Origin of the sequence: Pseudomonas sp. R4-35-07, from assembly GCF_003852235.1 — a bacterium.
Taxonomy (GTDB): domain Bacteria; phylum Pseudomonadota; class Gammaproteobacteria; order Pseudomonadales; family Pseudomonadaceae; genus Aquipseudomonas.
Genome location: NZ_CP027732.1, coordinates 577,274 through 595,618, shown reverse-complemented (window position 1 = coordinate 595,618; position 18,345 = coordinate 577,274). Strand labels below are relative to the sequence as shown.

Annotated in this window: 14 protein-coding genes and 1 riboswitch; of the genes, 6 read left to right on the top strand and 8 right to left on the bottom strand. The window is 61.4% G+C overall.

What is annotated here, in order from left to right; genetic code table 11:
- Positions 1-104 precede the first annotated feature (104 nt).
- Positions 105-2,009 carry a phosphomethylpyrimidine synthase ThiC gene (thiC, locus tag C4J89_RS02510; RefSeq protein ID WP_124402873.1) on the bottom strand — a complete coding sequence of 635 codons (1,905 nt, stop codon included), beginning with the start codon at positions 2,007-2,009 and terminating at the stop codon, positions 105-107.
- Positions 2,010-2,157: 148 nt separating this feature from the next.
- Positions 2,158-2,263: riboswitch (TPP riboswitch) on the bottom strand.
- A gap of 195 nt (positions 2,264-2,458) precedes the next feature.
- On the opposite strand from thiC, the gene C4J89_RS02505 reads away from it, so the two are divergent.
- Positions 2,459-3,898, top strand: a complete 1,440-nt coding sequence (locus tag C4J89_RS02505; RefSeq protein ID WP_124360993.1) for a TolC family outer membrane protein — start codon at positions 2,459-2,461, stop codon at positions 3,896-3,898.
- Positions 3,899-4,022: 124 nt separating this feature from the next.
- Here the strand turns inward: C4J89_RS02505 and waaA are convergent, their stop codons facing one another.
- On the bottom strand, positions 4,023-5,300 hold the full coding sequence (waaA, locus tag C4J89_RS02500; protein ID WP_124413672.1) for a lipid IV(A) 3-deoxy-D-manno-octulosonic acid transferase: 1,278 nt from the start codon (positions 5,298-5,300) through the stop codon (positions 4,023-4,025).
- A gap of 23 nt (positions 5,301-5,323) precedes the next feature.
- The gene (locus C4J89_RS02495) at positions 5,324-6,214 is read right to left on the bottom strand and encodes a LysR family transcriptional regulator (RefSeq protein WP_124360991.1); all 891 of its coding nucleotides are present in this window, start codon (positions 6,212-6,214) and stop codon (positions 5,324-5,326) included.
- Between the two features lie 103 nt (positions 6,215-6,317).
- On the opposite strand from C4J89_RS02495, the gene C4J89_RS02490 reads away from it, so the two are divergent.
- The 4 genes from C4J89_RS02490 to C4J89_RS02475 are packed head-to-tail and all read left to right on the top strand — an operon-like array spanning position 6,318 to position 9,703.
- Positions 6,318-6,653 carry a multidrug efflux SMR transporter gene (locus tag C4J89_RS02490; protein ID WP_124360990.1) on the top strand — a complete coding sequence of 112 codons (336 nt, stop codon included), beginning with the start codon at positions 6,318-6,320 and terminating at the stop codon, positions 6,651-6,653.
- 55 nt (positions 6,654-6,708) lie between these two features.
- Positions 6,709-7,884 carry an FAD-binding oxidoreductase gene (locus C4J89_RS02485; RefSeq protein WP_124413671.1) on the top strand — a complete coding sequence of 392 codons (1,176 nt, stop codon included), beginning with the start codon at positions 6,709-6,711 and terminating at the stop codon, positions 7,882-7,884.
- Positions 7,881-8,693: an aldo/keto reductase gene (locus C4J89_RS02480; RefSeq protein ID WP_124413670.1), complete on the top strand. Its 813-nt coding sequence runs from the start codon at positions 7,881-7,883 to the stop codon at positions 8,691-8,693. The genes C4J89_RS02485 and C4J89_RS02480 overlap by 4 nt, the downstream gene beginning before the upstream one ends.
- Before the next feature lie 41 nt (positions 8,694-8,734).
- Positions 8,735-9,703, top strand: a complete 969-nt coding sequence (locus C4J89_RS02475) for a metal ABC transporter ATPase (protein ID WP_124413669.1) — start codon at positions 8,735-8,737, stop codon at positions 9,701-9,703.
- Positions 9,704-9,771: 68 nt separating this feature from the next.
- Here C4J89_RS02475 and C4J89_RS02470 read toward each other — a convergent pair whose 3' ends face one another.
- The 3 genes from C4J89_RS02470 to msbA all read right to left on the bottom strand — a co-directional run bounded on the left by C4J89_RS02470 (position 9,772) and on the right by msbA (position 14,138).
- A complete protein-coding gene (locus C4J89_RS02470) occupies positions 9,772-10,707 on the bottom strand; it encodes an NAD-dependent epimerase/dehydratase family protein (protein WP_124413668.1) in 936 nt (311 codons plus the stop codon).
- Positions 10,700-12,124, bottom strand: coding sequence for a bifunctional D-glycero-beta-D-manno-heptose-7-phosphate kinase/D-glycero-beta-D-manno-heptose 1-phosphate adenylyltransferase HldE (hldE, locus tag C4J89_RS02465; RefSeq protein ID WP_124413667.1), 1,425 nt, complete (start codon positions 12,122-12,124; stop codon positions 10,700-10,702). Before hldE ends, C4J89_RS02470 begins: the two co-directional genes overlap by 8 nt.
- Before the next feature lie 208 nt (positions 12,125-12,332).
- Positions 12,333-14,138 carry a lipid A export permease/ATP-binding protein MsbA gene (gene msbA, locus C4J89_RS02460; protein WP_124413666.1) on the bottom strand — a complete coding sequence of 602 codons (1,806 nt, stop codon included), beginning with the start codon at positions 14,136-14,138 and terminating at the stop codon, positions 12,333-12,335.
- 158 nt (positions 14,139-14,296) lie between these two features.
- Here msbA and C4J89_RS02455 point away from each other — a divergent pair, with 158 nt between their 5' ends.
- The gene (locus tag C4J89_RS02455; RefSeq protein ID WP_124413665.1) at positions 14,297-16,162 is read left to right on the top strand and encodes a bifunctional O-antigen ligase/aminoglycoside phosphotransferase family protein; all 1,866 of its coding nucleotides are present in this window, start codon (positions 14,297-14,299) and stop codon (positions 16,160-16,162) included.
- Between the two features lie 106 nt (positions 16,163-16,268).
- On the opposite strand, the gene C4J89_RS02450 is transcribed toward C4J89_RS02455, so the two are convergent.
- Together C4J89_RS02450 and C4J89_RS02445 are read right to left on the bottom strand one after the other, a co-directional pair.
- The gene (locus C4J89_RS02450) at positions 16,269-17,150 is read right to left on the bottom strand and encodes a glycosyltransferase (protein ID WP_124360982.1); all 882 of its coding nucleotides are present in this window, start codon (positions 17,148-17,150) and stop codon (positions 16,269-16,271) included.
- The gene (locus C4J89_RS02445; protein ID WP_124413664.1) at positions 17,147-18,295 is read right to left on the bottom strand and encodes a glycosyltransferase family 4 protein; all 1,149 of its coding nucleotides are present in this window, start codon (positions 18,293-18,295) and stop codon (positions 17,147-17,149) included. Before C4J89_RS02445 ends, C4J89_RS02450 begins: the two co-directional genes overlap by 4 nt.
- Positions 18,296-18,345 lie beyond the last annotated feature (50 nt).

Below are 18,345 nucleotides of genomic sequence, written 5' to 3'. Positions count from 1 at the left end.
ACGCTCTGCGTGGGAATGCCGCTTTGGACGCTCTGCGTCCGCCTTTGTGACGCGAAGCGTCACGGGATGCATTCCCACGCGGAGCGTGGGAACGATCATGGGTTTCAGACTTTTTTGTACAGCTGACTGCCTTCCTGCTTGAACCGCTCCGCCTGCTCGGCCAGGCCCTTGGCCACGTCCACATCCACCGCTTCAATGCGCTGGTTAGCCGCGTACTCACGCACTTCCTGGGTAATTTTCATCGAGCAGAATTTCGGCCCGCACATCGAGCAGAAATGCGCGACCTTGGCCGAATCCTTCGGCAGGGTTTCGTCGTGATAGGAACGCGCGGTGTCCGGGTCCAGGCCGAGGTTGAACTGGTCTTCCCAGCGAAACTCGAAGCGTGCCTTGCTCAGCGCGTTGTCGCGTATCTGCGCACCCGGATGGCCCTTGGCAAGGTCGGCAGCATGCGCCGCGATCTTGTAGGTAATGATGCCGGTCTTCACGTCATCCTTGTTCGGCAAGCCCAGGTGTTCCTTGGGCGTGACGTAGCAGAGCATGGCGCAGCCGAACCAGCCGATCATTGCCGCGCCGATACCGGAGGTGATGTGGTCATAGCCTGGCGCAATATCGGTGGTCAGCGGCCCGAGGGTGTAGAACGGCGCTTCGTCGCAGCACTCCAGCTGCTTGTCCATGTTTTCCTTGATCAGCTGCATCGGCACGTGGCCCGGGCCTTCGATCATGGTTTGCACGTCGTGCTTCCAGGCGATCTTGGTCAGCTCGCCAAGGGTTTCCAGTTCACCGAATTGCGCGGCGTCGTTGGCGTCGGCAATCGAGCCAGGGCGCAGACCATCGCCGAGGGAGAAGCTGACGTCATAGGCCTTCATGATTTCGCAGATCTCATCGAAGTGCGTGTAGGTGAAGTTCTCTTTGTGGTGGGCCAGGCACCACTTGGCCATGATCGAGCCGCCACGGGAAACAATGCCGGTGACGCGCTTGGCGGTCAGCGGTACGTAGCGCAACAACACGCCGGCGTGGATGGTGAAGTAGTCGACGCCCTGCTCGGCCTGTTCGATCAAGGTGTCACGGAACAGCTCCCAGGTCAGGTCCTCGGCGGCGCCACCGACTTTTTCCAGGGCCTGGTAGATCGGCACCGTACCGATCGGCACCGGCGAGTTGCGAATGATCCACTCGCGGGTTTCATGGATGTGCTTGCCGGTGGACAGGTCCATCACCGTGTCCGAACCCCAGCGAATACCCCAGGTCAGTTTCGCCACTTCTTCTTCAATGGACGAGCCCAGCGCGCTGTTGCCGATGTTGCCGTTGATCTTCACCAGGAAGTTACGGCCGATGATCATCGGTTCCAATTCGGTGTGGTTGATGTTGGCCGGGATGATCGCGCGACCACGGGCGATTTCTTCGCGCACAAATTCAGGGGTGATGATCTTCGGTACGCTGGCGCCGAAGCTGTGGCCGGCGTGCTGCTGGTCAAGCAAGCCACTGGCGCGGGCCTCTTCAAGCTTCATGTTTTCGCGGATGGCAACGTACTCCATCTCGGCGGTGATGATGCCTTTGCGCGCGTAGTGCATTTGCGTGACGTTGGCCCCGGCCTTGGCGCGGCGCGGGTTCTTTACATGGGCGAAACGCAGGGCGGTCAACTCGGCATCGCTCAGGCGCTGTTGACCGAAGTGCGAACTCAGGCCCGACAGGCGCTCGGTGTCGCCGCGAGATTCGATCCAGGGCGAGCGCACATCGCCCAAGCCTTTGCGCACGTCGATGATCACGTTGGGGTCGGTGTACGGACCGGAGGTGTCGTAGACCACCACGGGCGCGTTGATTTCGCCGCCGAAATCGGTGGGCGTCACGTCCAGGCTGACCTCGCGCATCGGCACACGAATGTCCGGGCGAGTGCCTTGTACGTAGATCTTCTGCGAGCGGGTAAACGGCTGCACGGAGCCGGAGTCGACCTTGGCCGATTCACTCAAGTGCACGGTGTTTTTCAGTTTTGTACTTTTTATTTCTGTGCTCATCACGGGCTCTCCAACTCTCCAGGCGGTGGATGTTTGTCGGAGCGAACCTGTGACGGACGGAGGCACTGGAACCAGTGCTGTGCTTGGCGCACGAGGGCTGTTCGATTGTCGAACAACATCCCGGACGAAGCACAAGAGGACTCGCCGGGTGACGAGAAATCTTGTTCCCTACGCAGGCGCTAACCTGATCAGGTTCAACGGGATCCGGTATTTACCGATCTCAGCCTTCCAACAAGGCACCCCGACAAGAACGCGGCCAGTCTAGACCATGGCGTGGGCAAATTGCCAATGGCGCTGCATTGGGCATGATAAATGGCGTGATTGCAGGATTGTTGTGCCGCGGTCCGGCCACTACACTCGGGAGCTGCCTCAAGGCTTGACGCTCCAGTTGGGTCACCGTAGCCTTGGCCAACACATTATCATCGTAATATTTATTCAGGGATCGACTCATGCTGCGCAAACTTTCACTGGCAGTTGCCGTGTCTTGTGCGACCCACACAATGGTCTGGGCAGCTGAAGCGCCCTTGTCTGCCAGGACCGACCTGGTCAGCGTCTATCAGGAAGCGGTGGACAACAACGCCGACCTGGCCGCCGCACGGGCCCAGTACGGCGCGCAGAAAGAAGTGGTGCCCCAGGCTCGCGCCGGGTTGCTGCCGAACCTGACCGGCGGCGCTGATATCAACAACGTCCGCACCCAGATCGACACGCCGGCCGCCACCGCCAATCGCGATGCGCACTCCTGGCGTGCAACCCTGAGCCAGCCGCTGTTCCGTGCCGACCGCTGGTTCCAGTTGCAAGCTGCCGAAGCCACCAACGAGCAGGCGGCGCTGCAGCTCTCGGCGACCGAACAGAACCTGATCCTGCAGAGCGCCGAAAGCTACTTCGCCGTGCTGCGCGCCCAAGACAACCTGGCCTCGACCAAGGCCGAAGAAAATGCCTTCAAGCGCCAGTTGGACCAATCCAATGAACGCTTCGATGTGGGCCTGTCGGACAAGACCGATGTGCTGCAATCCCAGGCCAGCTATGACACGGCACGAGCCAACCGCATCCTCGCCCAGCGCCAGGTGGAAGACGCCTTCGAGGCGCTGATCACCCTGACCAATCGCCAATACAATTCGATCCAGGGCATTGTCCATACGCTGCCGGTGTTGCCACCGCTGCCGAACGACGCCAAAGCCTGGGTCGAAACCGCCGGCCGCCAGAACCTGAACCTGCTGGCCAGCAACTACGCCGTCACCGCCGCCGAGGAAACCCTCAAGCAGCGCAAGGCCGGCCACGCGCCCACCTTGGACGCGGTGGCGCAGTACGAAAAAGGCGATAACGATGCCCTGGGTTTCAGCAACCCGAATGCGTTCGGCACGCCCTATCGCGGTGACGTCGAACAGCGCACCATCGGCCTGCGCCTGAACATTCCGATCTACAGCGGCGGCCTGACCAGCTCCCAGGTCCGTGAGTCCTACTCGCGCCTGGGCCAGACCGAACAGCAACGCGAAGGCCTGCGCCGCCAGGTTGTGGAAAACACCCGCAACCTGCACCGCGCGGTGAACACCGACGTGGAGCAGGTACAGGCGCGCCGCCAGTCGATCATCTCCAACCAGAGTGCGGTGGAAGCCACGGAAATCGGCTATCAGGTGGGCACGCGCAATATCGTCGACGTGCTCGACGCACAGCGCCAGCTCTACGCGTCGGTGCGCAACTACAACAACAGCCGCTACGACTACATCCTCGACAACCTGCGCTTGAAGCAGGCTGCGGGCACGTTGAATCCAGGGGATCTGCAGGACCTGACGCGCTACCTCAAGGCCGACTACAACCCGGACAAGGACTTCCTGCCACCGGACCTGGCCAAAGCCGCCGCCGAGCAACTGAAGGCCCGCCCAGGTTCTTGAGAACACTGCAAAACCAATGTGGGAGGGGGGCTTGCCCCCGATGAGGGAGTGTCAGTCAAGACAACTTGAACTGACAGACCGCTATCGGGAGCAAGCCCCCTCCCACAGTTGGTTCAGTGTTGAGTCAGTGACTTATCAGTCTGTCCAGGCCAGCCAGCAAGCGCTTAAGCGCGCCCTGGTTGGCCTGCATCACCTTCAACCCCGCCTGCGCCATCCTGCGCGCATCCTGTGGCAACTCGAACAGCTGCCGCACCGCCTCGGCCAAGCCTTCTGCATCATCCACCTCACGCAACGCCCCGGCGTCGCGCATCATCGCGGTGATTTCCAGGAAGTTGAACAGGTGCGGCCCCATGATCACCGGCTTGCCCAGCGCGGCCGGCTCCAGCGGGTTGTGCCCACCGGTCGGGACCAGGCTGCCGCCGACAAAGGCGCTGTCGGCCAAGGCGTAGAGAAACAGCAACTCGCCCATGGTGTCGCCGAGCAACACTGAGGTGTGGGCGGTGACCGGCTCGCCACTGGAACGACGTACCGTGGAAAAGCCCTGCTGCACGCAACGCTCAAAGGCCGGGTCAAAGCGTTCCTGGTGACGCGGTACCAGGATCAGCAAGGCGTTGGGATAGCTGGCGAGCAATTGGCGATGGGCCGCAAGCACCACCTCATCCTCGCCTTCGTGGGTACTCGCGGCGATCCACACCGGCCGCTCACCGGCACCCCATTGTTCGCGCAGGACGGCGGCGCGGGCCGGCAGTTGCGGGTCGACGGTCAGGTCGAACTTGATCGAGCCGGTGACTTCAACGGTTTCAGGACGCGCGCCGAGGCTGCGAAAGCGTTCGGCCTCGGTCTCGGTCTGCACCGCAATCAAGTTCATTTGCGCCAGCATCGGCGCGGTCAGCCTGGCAAACCGGGCGTAGCCCCTGGCCGAGCGCGCCGACAACCGCGCATTGGCCAGGGCCACCGGAATACCGCGCTGGGCGCAGGCGTGAATATGGTTGGGCCACAATTCAGTTTCCATGATCACCGCCAGCCGGGGCTGTACCCGGTCGAGGAAACGCTTGGCGGCGCAGGGCAAGTCGTACGACAGATAACAATGTTGAATGCGCGGCTCATTGGCGAACAGCGCCTGGATGCGCTCGGAACCGGTGGGCGTCATGCAGGTGACGGTCATCGGCAACTGCGGATAACGCTCCAGCAGGGCGCGGATCATCGGCGCGGCGGCAATGCTTTCGCCCACCGACACCGCATGCACCCAGATGCCGCCGGGCTGCATCACCGGCAAGCCATAGGAAAACCGCTCGCCCACGCGCTTGGCATAGGCCGGCGCCTTGCGCGCGCGCAACCATAGACGTAAAGCCACCAACGGCAGCGCGAGGTAAAACAGACAGCTGTAGAGAGTTCTATTCATGGCGGCGGAGTTTATCGGCTTTTTCAGTCGATCGCCTGCAGGCACTCGGCAAAACGTTCAGCCAAAAAACGCGCGGCGGGCCCAAGGGGCTCATCGCGGCGCCACACCAGTTCCACCACCAGCGCCGGCGGGGTCCATTCGCTGTCCAGTTCAACCATTTGTTGCTGGTAGGTCGGGTATTGCACGATATGCCGTGGCAACCAGGCCCAACCGAGGCCGCTCATCAGCCATTCGGCCAATACGTAGAAGCTGTCGGCCCGCCACACCAGCGGGCTGGCGGCTTCGCTGCCGGGGTAGACGCTGGTCTGGGTCGACATCAGCAACTGGCGAAACTGCGCCAGTCGTTGGCAATCCACGTACTTTTCCTTGGCCAAAGGGTGATTCACTCCGCACACCGTGACCATTTCCACACTGCCCACCACCCGTCGTTCGAGAGCTTCGGGGATCTGGTCGTGGTAGAACAACAGGCCCAGGTCGGCCTGGCGTTCCACCAACTTGCGCGCCACATCGCCCTGAGCGGCACTGGACAACTGCACTTCAAGCAACGGATAGCGCATGGCCAGCGCCTCAAGGCTATCGAGCACCGGCTGGAACAACATCGCCTCGTCCTGGGCCAGGCGCAGGCACGCTTCCTCGCCCCGGGTCAACGACAATGCCCGTCCCGTCAGGCGCTCGCACTGGCGCAGCACTTCGCGCGCCTCCTCCAGCAGCACACTGCCGGCTTCGGTCAGGCGCGGCTGGCGGCCGCTGCTACGCTCGAACAGGCTGACGCCGAGGTCCGCCTCCAGCATCGCGATCGCGTTGCTGATGGCCGATTGCGCCTTGCGTTGCCCGCGCGCCACGGCAGAGAACGAACGCTGCTCGGCAACGCTGACAAACAGGCGCATCTGTTCCAGATCCCACTGCACGCTCATGGCTGAACCTATCTTGAATTCGGATAGGTAATGACTTTACCCCATCTGTTGAACCTCTAGAATGCCGACCTTATCAAACGAGCTTCACCTTGAGGAACGCACCATGAACGCCGCCTATTGTTACCTGGCCATCGCCATCTGCTCGGAAGTGATCGCGACCGTTTCCATGAAAGCCATCAAGGGCTGGAGCACCCCCATCCCGCTGCTGCTGGTGATCGTCGGTTATGGCGTGGCGTTCTGGATGCTCACGCTGGTGGTGCGCACGGTGCCGGTGGGCGTGGCGTACGCGGTATGGGCAGGGTTGGGCATCGTGATGGTCAGCATTGCAGCGTTGTTCATCTACGGGCAGAAGCTGGATATCCCGGCCATGCTGGGGATGGGGCTGATTGTGCTGGGCGTGGTGGTGATTCAGCTGTTCTCGAAAACCGCCGGTCACTGACCGCCACTCAACAGCCTGTATACTGCGCCTCTTGTCTTGAACATTGAGGTCGCCGATGCCATCCGTTATTTCCACCGACGTTCTGATTGTCGGCGCCGGGGTTGCCGGCCTCTGGCTCAATGCGCGCCTGCGCCGCCAGGGGTTTTCCACGGTGCTGGTGGAAAGCGCGACCCTGGGTGGCGGGCAAAGTGTGAAGTCTCAGGGAATCATCCACGGCGGCGCGAAATACGCCCTGCACGGTGCCCTCACCGGCGCCTCCGAAGCGATTGCCGACATGCCGCGCCGCTGGCGTGAAGCCCTGGCCGGCACTGGCGAGCTGGACCTGTCCGGCGTGCGCCTGCTCTCCCAAGCCCACTACCTTTGGTCCCCCGGCACTCTCGCCGGTAATCTCACCAGCTTTTTCGCCAGCAAGGCCGTGCGCGGGCGTGTCGATCAGGTCAAGGGCGACGAACTGCCTCCGGCGCTGCAGGATCGCCGCTTCAAGGGCAAGGTCTATCGCCTGGCGGAATTGGTAGTGGACGTGCCGAGCCTGATTGAACGCCTGGCGCATCTGGCCGGTGACGGTTTGCTCGCAGGCCGGCAGATCGAACCGCTGCTCGACGGCGACACGCTGGTCGGCTTGAAGGTTGATGGCCGCGACATCCGCGCCCAGCGCATCGTACTGAGCGCCGGCGCCGGCACGGCGGAGCTGCTGGCGGCCCTGGGCTTGAGCCAGCCGGCGATGCAAACCCGCCCGCTGCACATGATCATCGCCAAAGGCCCGGGCTTGAGGCCGTTGTATGCCCACTGCCTGGGCGGCGGCACCAAGCCGCGCCTGACCGTGACCACCCACCCGGCCGCCGACGGTCGCTGGGTGTGGTACATCGGTGGTGATATCGCCGAGGCCGACGGCGTGGCACGCACGCCGCAAGAGCAGATCGCTACCGCCCAGAAAGAGCTTGCCCAGTTGTTGCCGTGGATCGACATGAGCCAGACCCAGTGGGCCACCCTGCGCGTCAACCGCGCCGAGCCACTGCAATCGGGCCTGACCCGGCCCGACAATGCCTTCGTTGCCGAACAGGGGCGCCTGTTGGTGGGGTGGCCGACCAAGCTGGCCCTGGCACCGGACTTCGCCGACCGCGTGATCAACAGCCTGGAACGCGATGGCATCCGCCCAAGCGCCAGCGCCCCCCTGCCCGAGCTGCCAAAGCCGGCTATCGGCCAACCCGCCTGGGAGCAACTGTTGCCATGAGCCTGCCAACCCTGCACGACCTGCATCGCCCCCTGGGCAGCACCGGCTTGCTGGTGTCGCCGCTGGGCCTGGGCACCGTCAAGCTGGGCCGTGACCAAGGGGTGAAATACCCCAACGGCTTCAAGATTCCGGATGACGACGAGGCGCGGATGTTGCTGCGCCAGGCGCGCCAGCTGGGCATCAACCTGATCGACACCGCGCCCGCCTACGGCCGCAGCGAAGAGCGCCTCGGGCCTCTGCTGCGCGGCCAGCGCAAGGATTGGGTGATCGTCAGCAAGGTCGGTGAGGAATTCGAAGCGGGCGTTTCCCGCCACGATTTCAGCGCTGCCCATACGCGGATGTCAATCGAGCGCAGCCTGAAAAGACTTGAAACGGATTTTATCGACCTGGTGCTGGTGCACTCCGACGGTAACGACTTGCATATCCTCAATGATTGCGAGGTGTACCAGACCCTGGAGGCGCTGAAAAAAGAGGGCAAAATTCGCGGTTTCGGCTTCTCCGGCAAGACCGTTGAAGGCGGCGTGAAGGCGCTGGAACAGGGTGATTGCGCAATGGTCACTTACAATTTGAACGAACAAGCGGAAAAAGCCGTCATTGAATACGCGGCGGCCCATGGCAAGGGCATCCTGGTGAAAAAAGCCCTGGCCAGCGGCCATGTGTGCCTGGAGCCTGGAATGGATCCAATTCAGGCCAGTTTCATGTTGTTGTTTGCGCAAACGGGTGTCGCCAGTGCTATTGTCGGGACGATTAATCCGCTGCACCTGGCCCATAACGTGGCAACCGCTGCCCGAGTCATCCGTCAACTCTGATGCCGCCCACGCGGCCGACCCCGTCGCAAAAAGGAGCCGACATGCCGCGTACGCTCATAAGAAAGAACCCCAGCAACTTCAAGACACTGCCGCTGCACGTAGAAGCCACCCCCGAAGGCCTGAGTTACCAGAGCGTCGGCATGCCGCTCAACTTCGCCCAGACCCTGCAACGGCGCAAGCCGGTCGAGGTGCCGGACGCCGAACGCTTCACCCTGGAGCTGGCGAACCTCGGCGTCTCGGTGCGCCTGACGCTGCACTGGCAAAACAAGGATTACTGGGTACTGGTGCGCCAGCGGCGCCAGGATCGCGGCGATGTGGTGCTCAAGCTGATCTCCGGCTACGTCCCGGCCCATGAACTGAACCTGCCGCTGCATACCGCCATCCAGGAAATTGCCGAAGAGTGCTTGCTGGAAACCCCGGAAGGCTGGCTCGGCGGGCGCTTCAACGACACGTGGCTGCCGGCGCCCTACTCCGCCGCGCTGCATTACCGTGAAGCCCTGCCGTTTCGCCTGAGCCCGCTGTCTGGCGCCGCGCGCCCGGTGCGCTGTGCGACAACCCAGTTGATCGAGCGCCCACGGGCCTATGTGCACCTGCCGACGGCGTCACTGCAGCTGATTTACGATCTGCGCCTGGAAGTGCCGAAGGAGGCCAAGTCGCTGAGCCTGTTTCATGTGGATGAGCGCCTGGAAGGTGACCAACTGGTGGCGCGCCTGGATCGACAGCGTCCGGATCTGTACTTGATGCCGCTCAAAGACGGCGAGCCGCTGGCCGAGCTGTACACCGTCAAGAAAGATCAGTTGTACCCGGCGAGCACGCGTGGTTTGTACCTGGCCGAAAGCTTCGCCCAGCAGGAAGGCTGGCTGGTGCGTGATGAGCGGATTCGCTGGAAGGACTGGCTGCGCCAGCAAGGCCTGGCAGAACCGGAAAAAGAGTCGAAGCTCAAGCGCTTGACCGGCAAGGCGCAGCAGATGCTGCGCAAGATCGTGCCGAAGAAAAAAGCCAGGGACTGAAGCGTTAATGCTATCGCTAAGGAGCAAGCCGGACGGCTCTACCCACCCAGCTCCTACATGGAGAGAAGTCAGCCGTTCAACAAACGCTCCAGGCCAACCTTCAAGAGAGTAGGCTCAGGCGGCTTGAAACTGGCCAGCAACCTTTGGTTATTCGCCCTTGAATGCCGAATGTCTCCGGGGCGCGCCGGCTCGTACGTCACAGCAGGCAACGAGCCCAGCGCCTCTTCCAACGCGTGCAGGACCTGCTTGAGGGTGGTGGTGCGGTTCCAGCCGACGTTAATAGCCCCAAAGGGTGCGCTTGGCGCTTCGACGGCTTGCACCAGTACCTCGACCAAGTCTTCAACGTACATGAAATCGCGGGTCTGCTCACCGTCGCCGAACACCGAAATAGGCAAACCTCGCTGGGCACGCTCGCTAAAAATGCTGATCACGCCAGAGTACGGTGATGACGGATCCTGGCGTGGTCCGAAAATATTGAAAAAGCGAAAAATCACCGGTTCCAGGCCATGCTGACGGCGATAGAAATCAAAGTAGAACTCACCTGCCAACTTGTCCGAAGCATAAGGTGTCAACGGAGCTTTAGCAGTCTCCTCTTCAATCGAAGCACCTTCCCCATTATTGCCATACACAGCTGCGCTGGAAGCAAATACCACACGCTTTACGCCGGCCTTACGCATGCCTTCGCAGACATTCAAGGTGCCTACGAAATTGCTCTGATGCGTGCCGACTGGATCATCCACCGATGCTTGTACCGAAGCTACCGCCGCCAAGTGCACCACCGCAGTCACGCCGACAGCGGCCCGCTCCACCTCTTCGGCATTGGCGACGTCACCTTCAATTAGATCGACTCGCCGGTTATCGAGCGGCAAATTGCTTCGCTTGCCCGTGGATAGGTTATCCAGCACGCGCACCCAATAGCCTCTCGCAAGCAGCGCATCGACCAAATGCGAACCGATAAAGCCAGCGCCACCGGTGATCAGAACCCACTTTTTAGTATCAATCATTATTACGGATCTTCTCGACGATAGCTGTGGTTGAGCTGTTTTCAACTAGGCCCAACACTTTGACCGTGCCGCCGTAGGCGCTGACGATGTCCGCACCGACCACCTGGTCGACGGAATAGTCACCGCCCTTGACCAGCACGTCTGGCTTGACCTGGGCCAACAGGTTTTCCGGGGTGCCTTCAGCAAAACTGATCACCCAGTCCACCGCACCCAAACCCGCCAGTACCGCCATGCGCCGGTCGACGCTATTGATCGGGCGGCCAGGGCCTTTCAAGCGGCTGACGGACGCGTCATCGTTGACCGCGACGATCAGGCGATCGCCCTGGGCGCTCGCTTGCTCAAGATAAGTCACATGGCCGGCGTGCAGGATGTCGAAGCAACCGTTGGTGAAGACAATGCTTTCGTTGTGGGCGCGAGCGTCGTCAATCGCCAACAGCAATTGCTCGAGCCCCAGCACGCCGCGTTCCGAGCCTTCGGAGCGCTGGATGGCGCGGCGCAACTCGGGTGCGCTGATGGCAGCGGTGCCCAGCTTGCCAACCACGATGCCCGCCGCCAGGTTGGCCAGGGCCACGGCGTGGGGCAGCTCCTCACCGGCGGCGATGGACGCGGCCAGGGTGGAAATCACCGTGTCACCGGCGCCGGTGACGTCGAACACTTCCCGCGCACGCGCCGGCAGGTGCATCGCCGGATGGCCTGGACGCAGCAGGGTCATGCCGTGCTCACCACGGGTCACCAGCAGGGCGCCGAGCTCAAGATCGGCCATCAGCGCCGCGCCCTTGCTCACCAGTTCGTGCTCATCGGCGCAACCACCGACGACGGCTTCGAACTCGCTGAGATTTGGCGTGATCAGGCTGGCGCCCCGATAAATCGAGAAGTCCTTGCCCTTGGGATCGGCCAGCACCGGAATGTTGCGGGCCTTGGCGGCCTGGATCAGCACCTGGTGGTTCTTCAAGGCGCCTTTGCCGTAGTCGGACAACACCAGCACCTTGATGCCTTCGAGCAACGCCTCGACCTGACCACCGAGGGCCAGGGCGTCGGTGGCGAAGGGTTCTTCGAAATCGATGCGCAGCAATTGCTGGTGACGGCTCATGACCCGCAGCTTGACGATGGTCGGCTGATGCGCGATGCGCTGGAACAACGCGCGCACGCCCGCCCCGCGCAGGCTATTGGCCAGGCTGTCGGCCGCTTCGTCGTCACCGGTCACACCCACGAGGGAGGCCGGGGCGCCGAGCGCGGCAATATTGAGGGCAACGTTGGCAGCGCCACCCGGACGGTCTTCGATTTGCTCGACCTTGACGACCGGTACCGGCGCCTCAGGGGAAATCCGTGAGGTACCACCATGCCAGTAACGGTCGAGCATGACATCGCCGACCACCAAGACAGGGGCTTGATTGAATCGCGGCATGGACAACTTCATGGAGCAACCCACATACAAAATGAACAGGGGCGCGATATTAGCACAGGGTTTGCGCTGGCTTGCGACTGGCGCGACGCCGAATCAAGCGCAGGGCAAATGTGGGAGGGGGCTTGCCCCGATGGCGGTGGGTCAGCTGACATATGTGCAGGCTGACACTTCGCTATCGGGGGCAAGCCCCCTCCCACAGTAGATGTGTGCGTATTGCAGATCAGGTGATATCGGCCGCTACCGGCGCATCCAGGCCCATGGCATGCAGGCGGGCGTAATAGCCGTTCTGCGCCAACAATTCGCCGTGGGTGCCACGTTCGACGATCCGACCGTCGTCCATCACCAGGATCAGGTCAGCCTTTTCGATGGTGGACAAGCGGTGTGCGATCACCAGCGTCGTGCGGCCCTGCATAACCTTGTCCAGCGCGGCCTGGATATGCCGCTCGGACTCGGTGTCGAGGGCCGAGGTGGCCTCGTCGAGAATCAACACAGGCGCATTCTTGAGCAGGGCACGGGCAATCGCCAGGCGCTGGCGTTGGCCACCGGACAACAGCACGCCGTTCTCGCCGACCTGGGTATCGAAGCCCTTGGGCAACTGGTCGATGAAGTCCCTGGCGTTGGCATCCGCCGCCGCCGCCTCGACGTCTTCGCGTGGCGCGCCGGCCAGGTCACCGTAGGCGATATTGTTGGTCACGGTGTCGCTGAACAGGGTCACGTGCTGGGTTACTTGGGCAATGTGCTTGCGCAGGTTGAGCAGCTTGTAGTCTTCGATCTCGATGCCATCGAGCAGGATTTCACCGCTTTCGTGGTGATAGAACCGCGGGATCAGGCTGGCCAGGGTCGACTTGCCGCTGCCCGAGCGCCCTACCAGGGCGATCATCTGCCCAGGCTCGGCGGTAAAGCTGATGTCCTTGAGCACATGGCGCTCGGTGCCGGGGTAGGTGAAGTTCAGGTTGCGCACTTCCAGGCGGCCGCTGACTTTTTCACGCTCGAGGGTGCCGTGGTCGACCTCCACCTCTTCGTCCAGCTGTTCGAAAATGCTTTCGGCACCGGCCACGCCTTTCTGAATAGTCGAGCTGACTTCCGACAGTTGGCGGATCGGTTTGGGCAACAAACCGGCCAAGGTGATGTAGGCCACCATGTCACCGGCCGACGCATCGCCTCGCAGGTACAGCACCAGGAACATCAGCACCGCCATCGCGGAGTAGATCACCAGTTGCAGCGCCGGCGTGTAGATCGCCCCGGTACGGGTCATGCGCAATTGCTTGTTGGTGTTGCTCTGGCTGGCCTTTAAGAATCTTTTTTCCTCGTAGACCTCGCCGCCGAAGCTGCGCACCACGCGGTAGCCCTGGATGGTTTCCGAGGCGACGTGGGTGACGTCACCCATGGCCACCTGGATCTTCTTGCTCTGCTTGCGGAATTTCTTGCTGGCCGTGCTGACCATGACCGCAATCAACGGTAGGATGGCGATCATCACCAGCGTCAGGCGCCAGTTCATGAACAGCAGCGAGGCGAACAGGAAGATCACTGTCATGCCTTCGCGGATCACCACCTTGATGGCATCGGTTGCCGCCCCTGTGACCATGGTCACGTTGAAGGTGATGCGGGAAATCAGGTGGCCGGAGTTATGGTTGTCGAAGTAACGGTTTGGCAGCGTCAGCAGGTTGTTGAACAACTGCACGCGCAAATCGTGGACCAGCCCCAGGGAGACCTTGGCCAATAGGTAGTTGCCCAGGAATGAGCCCAGGCCTTGCCAGGCCGCGATCAGAATGATCAGCAGCGGCACCGCCTGCAGCAGCTGCAGGTCGCGCAGGAAAGGCACGGTCGGAAACAGCACGGCTTCGGGGTTGGACAGGCCGTCGACGAAGTATTTGAGGATGTAACCCAGCATCGGTTGGGTCGACGCGAAAATCAGAAATCCAAGGATACTCAACGCGAACAAGCCCATATAAGGCTTAACGTAACTGAGCAGGCGGAAGTATATTTTCAAGCTCGAAGGGCTTGCGCTCGGACTGGAGTCGGTCATATCACGCGGCGTTTTGAAAAAGGAGGCTGACTTTAGCACAGCTTCTCTGTTGTACTTGCACCCGGCGTAACCCACAGCCCGGTTGGATCAGACGGGCGACATTACATAGCCACTACCTTAAGATGGTCGGCTTTCTCTTTCTGGAATGGCTTTATCGTATGCACTCAAAGCGCCTTATCTATGGCTCAAATCGCGTTTTCGACTTCCTGGTCCTGTGGATTTTGCCTGCTGGCTTGCTGTTGCTCTTGAGTGCACTGTTCTTCGTCGGCAATCGTAATGTACTGCACCGGGTTTTCTACATCCTGTTCAGCGTGCCCACCTTGTTCCTGTTGTGCATGCGTCCCAAGGAACTCAAGGATTTGTTGCGCGAGCCTATTGCCCTCGCATTCCTGGTGTTTTCTGCCTGGGCCTTGACGAGCCTGCTCTGGAGCCCGGAGCCCAGTACCGACACCGACCTGTTCAAACGCCCGCTGAACACATTCATGCTGTTTGGTGGCTGCGGGCTGTTGCTGCATTATCGCAATGAACTGTTCAAACCGATCTTCTTTAGTGCCGCTGCCATTGCGCTAGTGGTAAGCCTGTGGAATCTGGTGGCGTTCGCCAAGGGATTCCAACCCGGCATGCGCATGATCGGCGGTCTTGGCGCCCTCGACAACCCGTTGCTCAGCTCGCACCTTTTTGGTTTTTTTACGGTTTATTGGCTATACACCTGCATGACCACCCAGCGACAGAAGGTATTGTGGTTCAGCGTACCAGCGCTTGCGATCATGGCCACGGCCGTGCTGGCGACCGGTTCACGCACGCCGCTTGTAGCATTGACGCTTGCCATCCTGTGGATGAGCTTTCTCAGCCGTAACCGGCGCTCGGCACTGCTTCTCAGCGGCATGATCCTGGGTGCTGTCGCGCTCCTGGTGTTTTACCCTGAATCGATCACCGAACGAGGCAGCTCATTCCGCCTTGAGCTGTGGCGCATGTCGTTGCACCTAATCGCAGAGCATCCGTGGATCGGTCATAGTTACGATTCCGAGCTGTATCTGACTCTGGCAGTTGGCGACCAACTTCGCGAGCCCCACAGCTTCTCCCTCGGCGTGCTCTATTACGTCGGTATCATTGGCTTCATCCCGTGGGCCTTCATGCTCGGATGGGGCCTGTATAAAGGTCTGAAAGAGCGCGCACAGCCGCTGTTCATCCTTGCATCGTCCTTGCTGGCCTACGGCATCGGTGCCGGCCTGACCGAAGGCGGCGGCATCCTGTCGCGACCCAAGGAGCATTGGTTCCTGCTGTGGATCCCGCTGGCAATCATTGCCGGCCTGAGCGTCGCCCAGCGCCACCGCAGTCTGCTGCGCATGCCTGTGCAATCGATCAAGCCCCAGGCATTCGACCAGCTGTGCAGCAATGCCCATGTAATCGAAGCCGATGGCCTCGGGCCAAAAGTCCTGCGCCTGGAAGATGGCAGCTTCCTCAAGCTGTTCCGCCCACGCCGCTGGTACACCTCCGGTAGCTTCAACCCGTATTCAGAGCGCTTTGCCAGCAACAGCGAGCAATTGCGCACCCTGGACATCCCCGCACCACACGTCCTCGGGCTCTACTCCCTGCCCGATGCCAGCAGCGCCGTGGCCTACACGCCCCTGCCCGGCCTGACCCTGCGCCAGGCCCTGCAAAGCCTGGACAGCAGCCTGCGCGAATCGCTGGTCGAGCGTTTTGGTCGGTTCATGGCGCAATTGCATGAGCGCGGCGTGTACTTCCGTTCGCTGCACCTGGGCAACGTGTTGCTGATGGACGACGGTGAGTTCGGCCTGATTGACGTCGCCGACCTGCGCATCTTCCCGTCGCCCCTGCGCTACGCATTGCGCCAGCGTAATTTGCGCCACATGCAACGCTATCCGCAGGACCGCAACTGGCTGTTCGAAACGCACTTCGAGCAACTGGTGAAGGGCTATGCAATGGTTGCGAGCCCAACGGCCACTGCGAAAATTCGCGAGCAGGTACAGAGCCTGGCCCGTCCAGGTGATAAGCCCCTGTAGGAGCGAGCTTGCTCGCGAAGATCGACAACGATAACGCGGGCATTCAGACTGCCTGCAGTGTCCTCGGTTTTTTCGCGAGCAAGCTTGCTCCTACAGGGGAAGCGCCTCAGCTTTTCAGCGGTGCCAGGTAGAGCCGCACCAACCCGCGCAAGGTTTTGCGGCCCCAGAACTTCAGGGGAATCTGCTTGAGAATCTCGCGCGCCAACGGCCGGTCGCGCTGGGCGGTCTTTAAGAACATCGAGTTCAGGAAGTTGTAGCGCACCGCGTCATAGGCCGGGTGGTCGCTGAACTTGGCGTAGGTCTTGAGGATGTTCTGGATCATGTAGCGGTGGTTCTTGTAGGTGTTGCTGCCGTGCTGTCGATACTGCGCCATCACCACGTCAAGGGCGTCGATGGTGTAGCCCGCCGCCGTGATCTTCAATTGGATCAGCAGGTCCTCGAGGGGAATCTGCGGGTCGAAACCGCCGACCTCCTCCAGCACGTCCCGACGAATCAGCATGGTGGGCGCCGGTGGGAACGGCTTGCGGTCCATGAACATGTCGTCAAAATCGAGACTGCGAAACGGCACATCGCGACGTTGCTTCTTCTCCGGGTGCAGGTTGCCATCGCCATCGATCAGCTCGATGTTGCCGGCGCACATGCCCACCTTCGGCTTGCCCTCCATATACGCCACCTGGGTCGCGATGCGGTCCGGCAACATGATGTCATCCGAGCCGAACGGTGCGATCAGGCTGCCCTTGGCGCGAGCGATCGCGCCGTTGAGGGTGGCGCTGAGGCCCTGGTTCTGTTGCACCTGGAAATCAAAGCCGTGTTCGGCCTGCAAGCGCCGGATGCGCTCGACGCTGTCATCCTTGGAACCATCGTCCACCACCAACAACTCGATATTGGGGTAGGTCTGCCCCAACACGCTGAGGATGCTCTGTTCGATATACCGGGCATGGTTGTAGGAAGCGATGATCACCGAGACCAGGGGTTGCTGCTGATTCATGCTCTACCTACTTCACGCAAACCGGTTTCAATCAGGGTCAGGTACTTGTGCTTGAACTCGTCGAGGGTGTGGTTGGCTTCCAGATAGCGGAATACCTCTTCACCCTTGGCGCGCAGCTGCTCATCGCTCAGCGCCAGATAGGTATCCAGGGCCTCGGCCAATTGCTCGACGTTGCCTGGGTCATGGGACAAGCCGCCCGCGCCCTGCACCAGGGGCAGCATCGCAGGGCCGTTGGACGCGATCACCGGCAAGTGGCCGCTCATGCCTTCCAGCAGCGCAAGGCCGAGGCCTTCGAACAGCGATGGCATGGTCCAGATGTCGAAGCCGCGCACGTACTTCATGCCGTCTTCGCGAAAGCCCAGCAAATGCGCACGGCCCGTCAGGCCCAGGCGCTCGATGTCGGCGCGCAGATCGGCTTCGGCACGCCCGGAACCAATGATGCCCACCTGCGCCTCAGGGTATTTGTCCTTGAGAGTGGCAAAGGCTTGCAGCAAATGGGTGTGGCCCTTGATCGGCACCAGGCGGCCGAGGGCGCCGATCATGCGTGCGTCCATCGGCAGGCCCAGGGCTTGGCGGGCGTCCTCGCGGGACAGTTGCAAAGCTTCTGCCTGGGGAATATCGATCGCGTTGGTCACATAGCTGGTGTTCTCACGGGTGAACCCGCAGTTGAGGTTCACCAGGTAATCCTTCACCGCCTCTGACACACCGACGAACCGCCAGGCGGGGCTGACCCAACGCTGGGTCTGGCGCCGCCGATAGCCACGAGCATACTCGCCGAAACCGTGGGAGATGCCGATGCACAACGGGATCTTCAGCCAACGGTTGAGCGATAGCATCATGTTCACCGATTTGAAGCGGTTGCAGATGACCACGTCGAATTTCTGCTCGCGGCAATACTTGTAGATCTGCCACATGGCGCCAAAGCGGATGCCCTTGAGGGACTTCTCCGGCAACTCGAAATAGTGGGAGTGCTCGGCCACGCTCAAGGGCTGGCCTGGCTGCGGACGCCCACTGAGAAAACCGGAGGTCACCTCGAAACGCTCAACCGGCAGGGATTTGACGATCTGCTCACCCAGGTCGGCGAAATCATGGGTCTTGACGTTGTAGTCCGGCTGTAACTGCAAAACCTTGAAACGCGGCTTCATAACTCTCCATGCAGCGATCTGGCTACGGGCGCACGGCCCGGTAAAAAACA

Coding starts and splice junctions, on each gene's coding strand:
- thiC (WP_124402873.1), bottom strand. CDS start 2,009: ATGAGCACAGAAATAAAAAGTACAAAACTGAAAAACACCGTGCACTTG.
- C4J89_RS02505 (WP_124360993.1), top strand. CDS start 2,459: ATGCTGCGCAAACTTTCACTGGCAGTTGCCGTGTCTTGTGCGACCCAC.
- waaA (WP_124413672.1), bottom strand. CDS start 5,300: ATGAATAGAACTCTCTACAGCTGTCTGTTTTACCTCGCGCTGCCGTTG.
- C4J89_RS02495 (WP_124360991.1), bottom strand. CDS start 6,214: ATGAGCGTGCAGTGGGATCTGGAACAGATGCGCCTGTTTGTCAGCGTT.
- C4J89_RS02490 (WP_124360990.1), top strand. CDS start 6,318: ATGAACGCCGCCTATTGTTACCTGGCCATCGCCATCTGCTCGGAAGTG.
- C4J89_RS02485 (WP_124413671.1), top strand. CDS start 6,709: ATGCCATCCGTTATTTCCACCGACGTTCTGATTGTCGGCGCCGGGGTT.
- C4J89_RS02480 (WP_124413670.1), top strand. CDS start 7,881: ATGAGCCTGCCAACCCTGCACGACCTGCATCGCCCCCTGGGCAGCACC.
- C4J89_RS02475 (WP_124413669.1), top strand. CDS start 8,735: ATGCCGCGTACGCTCATAAGAAAGAACCCCAGCAACTTCAAGACACTG.
- C4J89_RS02470 (WP_124413668.1), bottom strand. CDS start 10,707: ATGATTGATACTAAAAAGTGGGTTCTGATCACCGGTGGCGCTGGCTTT.
- hldE (WP_124413667.1), bottom strand. CDS start 12,124: ATGAAGTTGTCCATGCCGCGATTCAATCAAGCCCCTGTCTTGGTGGTC.
- msbA (WP_124413666.1), bottom strand. CDS start 14,138: ATGACCGACTCCAGTCCGAGCGCAAGCCCTTCGAGCTTGAAAATATAC.
- C4J89_RS02455 (WP_124413665.1), top strand. CDS start 14,297: ATGCACTCAAAGCGCCTTATCTATGGCTCAAATCGCGTTTTCGACTTC.
- C4J89_RS02450 (WP_124360982.1), bottom strand. CDS start 17,150: ATGAATCAGCAGCAACCCCTGGTCTCGGTGATCATCGCTTCCTACAAC.
- C4J89_RS02445 (WP_124413664.1), bottom strand. CDS start 18,295: ATGAAGCCGCGTTTCAAGGTTTTGCAGTTACAGCCGGACTACAACGTC.